Source organism: Pseudonocardia pini, from assembly GCF_013870575.1.
In the GTDB taxonomy this organism is placed as follows: domain Bacteria; phylum Actinomycetota; class Actinomycetes; order Mycobacteriales; family Pseudonocardiaceae; genus Pseudonocardia; species Pseudonocardia pini.
In genome coordinates this window covers 1-5,093 of the sequence record NZ_JACBXB010000386.1, presented here as the reverse complement: position 1 = coordinate 5,093, position 5,093 = coordinate 1, and the positions used below count along the sequence as shown (strand labels likewise).

Here is a 5,093-nt window from a genome sequence, read left to right as displayed (position 1 = left end):
AGGGGCTGCCACCGCGCCCGGTGGTCAGCGTGACCGGACTGCCGCTGACCGAGGCCTACCGGGCGGGGATCGACGCGGGCGTGCTCGTCCGCCGTCCGATGTTCAGCCGGATCACGCCCACCGGGGTGGAGTGGGCGGACGGGAGCACGGAGGTGGCCGACGTCCTGGTGTGGGCCACCGGGTTCCGGCCCGCGGTGGGCCATCTCGCACCGCTGCTCCTGCGCTCGCCGCAGGGCGGGATCGCGCTGGACGGGACCCGCGCCCTCGCCGACCCCCGCGTCCACCTCGTCGGCTACGGCCCCTCGGCCAGCACGATCGGCGCGAACCGGGCGGGGCGGAGCGCGGCCCACGAGATCGCGGAGTTCCTGCGGGACGAGGCGGCGGCGTGATCGCACGTTTCGTGCTCTGAGCGCGGCAAGATCGCGAGTTGGGTGCTCCTGGCGTGGCACGGACCGCGCTGAGAGCACGAAACGTGCAGACCCACCCACCCGCTGCAAGTGCCGGACACCTTCGCGCCCGCGGGGTCCTCCCCGGGCTCGAGCTCGCGTTCCTCGCGCTGCTCGTGGCCGCCGACCCGGTGCGGATCACCCGGACCAGCACCCTCGCCCGCCGCGCCGGGCTCGCCCTCGCCGGGGTGGTCAGCGTGGCCAACGCCTGGTCGGTCGTGCTGCGGACTTCCTCTTCGCGGAGATGCAGTCCCCCGGCCTCGCCCCGCGGACCCGGGAGCCGCACGTCGCGGACTACCTCTACCTGGCCTTCACCGACACGACGGCCTTCAGCCCCACCGACGTCCTCCCCCTGTCCCGCTGGGCGAAGCTCACGATGATGCTGCAGTCCGCGGTCACCGGCTTCGTGGTGGCCCGGGCGGTCGACGTGCTCAGGTGACCGGGCAGCTCGCGGTGCCGGAGAACACGGCCCCGTCCCAGGTGCGGCCGTCGAACGTGACCTCCAGGCGCCCGTCGCGCACGGTGGCCGTCGCGGTCGCGGAGCCCTGCCTGCCGTCCGAGGTCGCGTACGACGTGTCGTAGCTCCAGCCGCCACGGTCGGAGTGGAACGTCGGTTCGACGACAGGGGGGCCGGAGGCCGGGATGGTCAGGTAGAGCGCCTCGAGCGAGCCCTTCGGGGCCGCGTCGTCCCGGACGCTGACCTTGGTGGTCCCCGCGTCCGTCGAACAGCTCCCGTCGGCGGTCACTCCGGTGAGGTCGTAGGGGGTCAGGCCGGCGACGTCTCGCGGGTCGACGGCGAACCGCACCTGTGCCTGCGGCGGCGCGTCCACCGCGACGGCGGGCGCCGGGGCCACGGTGGGCGCGGCGGGGAGGGCCGCGCAGCCGGTCAGCCCGGTGATCGAGGCGGCGGTGAGCAGCAGGAGCGGGGTCCGGATTCGCATAGCGGCAACGCTACGAAGCCCGCGGGCGGCGGCCCAGGTGATCAGCCGGCGTCCTGCGGTGGTGCTGGCCTCCCCCTCGTCGTGACCCGCTCGGCGATGCGGTGCCGGACATCGGCATCGACCCGCCGGCACCGGGCGACGTCTCCGGCCCCATGACGGCGCCGGCGGGCGTGCTCGGGAGGCGACGCCCGGTGCGCGGAAATCGGGTGACACGGCCGGTAGCGTCGCTCCCGTGAGCCGGCAGCTGTTCTTCCTCTGAGTGCGGGACGTCGTCCGGGCTCCGCGTGACCGCGGCGCCGTCCTTCGTGTACCCGAGGAACACCCATGCGCTCCGCGCTGCTCACCACCCATCTCGCCCTGTCCGGGGTGCACGTCGCCCTGGGCGGGCGTCCCGTGCTCGTCGGCGTCGACCTCACCGCGGCGGCGGGCGACCGCGTCGCCCTCGTCGGGGAGAACGGCCGCGGCAAGACCACCCTGCTCCGCGTGCTCGCCGGGGACCTCGTGCCGGACTCCGGCGAGGTCCGCCGGGCGGGCTCGACGGGCGTCGCCGACCAGGAGCTCCCCGCCGCGGGGACCGTCGGCGACCTGATCGACCGGGAGCTGACCGAGGTCCGCGCCGCACTGGCCGCGCTCGACGCCGCCACCCTGACCGTCGCCGAGGACGCCGAGGCCTACGACGAGGCCCTGGCCAGGGTCGAGGCGCTCGACGCCTGGGCGGCCGATCGTCGCGTCGACGTCTCGCTGGCGGCCCTCGGCGCCGTCACCGACCGCGCCCGGCCGCTGCGCACGCTGTCCGTGGGCCGGCGGCACCGTGTGCGGCTGGCCGGGCTGCTCGGCGCACGGCACCCGGTCCTGCTGCTCGACGAGCCCACCAACCACCTCGACGCCGGCGGGCTCGCCCACCTCACCGAGCGGCTGCGCAGCCATCCCGGCGTGGTCGTGCTGGCGAGCCACGACCGGGCGCTGCTCGCGGACGTCGCGACCACGGTCGTGGACCTCGACCCCACCTCCGACGGCCGCCCGCGCACCTACGGCGGCGGGTGGGCCGGGTACCGCGAGGGCCGGGCGGCGGAGCGGGCCCGGTGGGAGACCGCGTACCGCGACCAGGGCGAGGAGCACCGACGGCTGGCCGACGACCTGTCCGCGGCCCAGAACCGGTTGCAGTCCGGGTGGCGGCCGCCGAAGGGGACCGGGCGGCACACCCGCGCGACCAAGGCCCCGGCGCTGGTCAGAGCGGTGCACCGGCGGCAGGAGGAGCTGGCGGCCCACCGGCTGTCGGTACCCCCGCCGCCGCTGCGGTTCGCCGTGCCCGCGCTCACCGGGACCGCGCTGCACGCGGTCGTCGATGTCCCGGGGAGGCTCGGGCGCACCGTCGTCGACCTGGGCGCGGGAGGCAGGCTCGTGGTCACCGGCCCGAACGGGGCGGGGAAGTCCACGCTGCTCGACGGGCTGGCGGCCGCGGCAGGCCGGGTCGGGTACCTGCGGCAGGAGTCCGACCTGCCTGCGGACCGGTCGGCCCACCAGGTGCACGAGGCCCTGACGGCCCGTCTCGTGTCGTCGGGGCAGCTCGCGGAGGACGAGGTGGTGCCGCTCGGGGCGGTGGGGCTGCTGTCCGGCGGCGACGCGAGCCGCCCGCTGGGTGAGCTGTCCGTGGGCGCCCGACGGCGGGTGGACCTGGCGCTGGTGCTCGCCGCCCGTCCGCGGCTGCTGCTGCTCGACGAGCCCACGAACCACCTCAGCGCCACCCTCGTCGACGAGCTGACCGCGGCCCTGCGCCACACGCCGGCCACGGTCGTGGTCGCCACCCACGACCGACAGCTCCTGAGGGACACGAGGGACTGGCCCGCCCTCCCCCTCTGACCTGGGAGTGGCGATAGTCGCCCTAGCGACTATCGCCACTGACAGGTCAGCTCTCGATCTCCGTGCCGTCCTGCGACCAGCGGGTGTGGAAGGAGCCCTCGGCGTCGATGCGCTTGTAGGTGTGGGCGCCGAAGAAGTCCCGCAGGCCCTGGATCAGGTTGGCCGGGCCCCGCTCGCGGCGGTACCCGTCGTAGTAGCTCAGCGAGCTGGAGAACGCCGGGATCGGCACCCCCTGCTCGGTCGCCTTGACGATCACCCGCCGCCACGCGTCCTGCGCGTTCGCCACGGCCTCGGTGAAGTACGGGACCATGAGCAGGTTGTCCAGGTCGGGGTGCTCGTCGTACGCCTCGCGGATCCGGTTGAGGAACCGCGCCCGGATGATGCAGCCGCCGCGCCAGATGGTGGCCATCTCGCCCAGCTTGAGGTCCCAGCCGTTCTCCACCGACGCGGCCCGCATCTGGGCGAAGCCCTGCGCGTAGGCCACGACCTTCGAGGCGTACAGGGCCTGGCGGATGTCCTCGACCAGCGACTCGTCGTCCGCCGCCTTGGCCGGGTTCGGGCCCGCGAGGGTCTTCGCGGCCACCGCCCGCTCGGAGCGCAGCGCGGAGAGCCCGCGCGCGAACACGGCCTCGGTGATGCCGGTCAGCGGGATGCCGAGGTTCAGGGCGTCGATCGCGGTCCAGGTGCCGGTGCCCTTCTGGCCCGCCTGGTCCACGATCACGTCGACCAGCGGCTTACCGGTCTTCTCGTCCGTCTTGGCGAGGACCTTGCCGGTGATCTCGATGAGGAACGAGTCGAGGTCCCCGGTGTTCCACTCCTCGAAGATCTTCCCGACCGCGGGCGCCTCGAGCCCCGCGACGTTCGTGAGCAGGTCGTACGCCTCGGCGATGAGCTGGATGTCGGCGTACTCGATGCCGTTGTGCACCATCTTCACGTAGTGCCCGGCCCCGCCCGGCCCGACGTGCACGACACACGGCGTCCCGTCGACGACGGCGGCGATGGACTCGAAGATCTCGCGGACCTCCTCGTACGCCGCCGGGTCGCCGCCGGGCATGATGCTCGGCCCGAGCAGCGCGCCCTCCTCGCCGCCGGACACCCCGACGCCCATGAACCGCAGCCCGTTCGCCTCGCACTCCGCGGTGCGGCGCACGGTGTCCGGGAAGTGCGAGTTGCCCGCGTCGATGATGATGTCGCCCTCGTCCAGCAGCGGGGTGAGCTCGGAGATCACCCCGTCGACGGGCTTGCCCGCCTTCACCATGACGATGATCTTCCGGGGCGTCTCCAGCGAGTTCACGAAGTCCGCCACGGACTCCGACGCCGTGAAGTCGCCCTCACCCGCGTAGTCGGCCATGAACTGCTCGGTCTTGGCGTACGTGCGGTTGTGCACGGCCACCGGGACCCCCCGGCTCGCGATGTTGCGGGCCAGGTTGGCCCCCATCACCGCCAGCCCGGTCACGCCGATCCGGCTCTTCTCCGCCATGGAAGAACGCTCCCTCGCTGTCGCCGCGACGCCGCCCGGGCGCCTCCGGAGGCCCATCCTGCCGCGCCGACGGCGGCCGCGGCGACCCCGCGGGTGTGATCCGCTACGCGGGACTCCCCGCCGTCCACAGCGCGTACACCCGGGCGGCCACCCTGCGGTGCGCCGCGAGCGCGACCGGCGGCGGGGCCGTGAACAGCGGACCGTCCGCGCCCCAGTACCGCAGCACCTCGACGTCCCCGCCGAGATCGAGGTCGAGCAGGCCGTGGACCAGCGCCATGTCCCAGACGACGGCGGACAGCGCGAGTGTCTCGGCGCGGTCCAGCACGGGGCGGTCCACGACGGGGGTCGCGGACGGTGCGCCGGTGG

5 protein-coding genes and 1 pseudogene are annotated in these 5,093 nt (G+C 74.4%); 3 read left to right on the top strand and 3 right to left on the bottom strand.

The window, feature by feature from the left end:
- Nucleotides 1–389 (top strand): annotated as a pseudogene (locus tag H5J29_RS20225) (pyridine nucleotide-disulfide oxidoreductase); the annotation flags it as partial.
- Nucleotides 390–690: 301 nt separating this feature from the next.
- The gene (locus H5J29_RS20220) at nt 691–885 is read left to right on the top strand and encodes a hypothetical protein (protein ID WP_181782619.1); all 195 of its coding nucleotides are present in this window, start codon (nt 691–693) and stop codon (nt 883–885) included.
- Here the strand turns inward: H5J29_RS20220 and H5J29_RS20215 are convergent.
- Complete coding sequence (locus H5J29_RS20215) at nt 878–1,387, bottom strand: hypothetical protein (protein WP_181782618.1); 510 nt, start codon at nt 1,385–1,387, stop codon at nt 878–880. The genes H5J29_RS20220 and H5J29_RS20215 overlap by 8 nt on opposite strands.
- A gap of 324 nt (nt 1,388–1,711) precedes the next feature.
- Here H5J29_RS20215 and H5J29_RS20210 point away from each other — a divergent pair, with 324 nt between their 5' ends.
- Nucleotides 1,712–3,247 carry an ATP-binding cassette domain-containing protein gene (locus H5J29_RS20210; protein WP_181782617.1) on the top strand — a complete coding sequence of 512 codons (1,536 nt, stop codon included), beginning with the start codon at nt 1,712–1,714 and terminating at the stop codon, nt 3,245–3,247.
- A 46-nt stretch (nt 3,248–3,293) separates the two neighbouring features.
- Here the strand turns inward: H5J29_RS20210 and gnd are convergent, their stop codons facing one another.
- A complete protein-coding gene (gnd, locus tag H5J29_RS20205; protein ID WP_181782616.1) occupies nt 3,294–4,727 on the bottom strand; it encodes an NADP-dependent phosphogluconate dehydrogenase in 1,434 nt (477 codons plus the stop codon).
- A 103-nt stretch (nt 4,728–4,830) separates the two neighbouring features.
- Nucleotides 4,831–5,093, bottom strand: a 263-nt coding sequence (locus tag H5J29_RS20200; RefSeq protein ID WP_220187682.1) for a hypothetical protein, incomplete at its 5' end; no start/stop codon positions are given.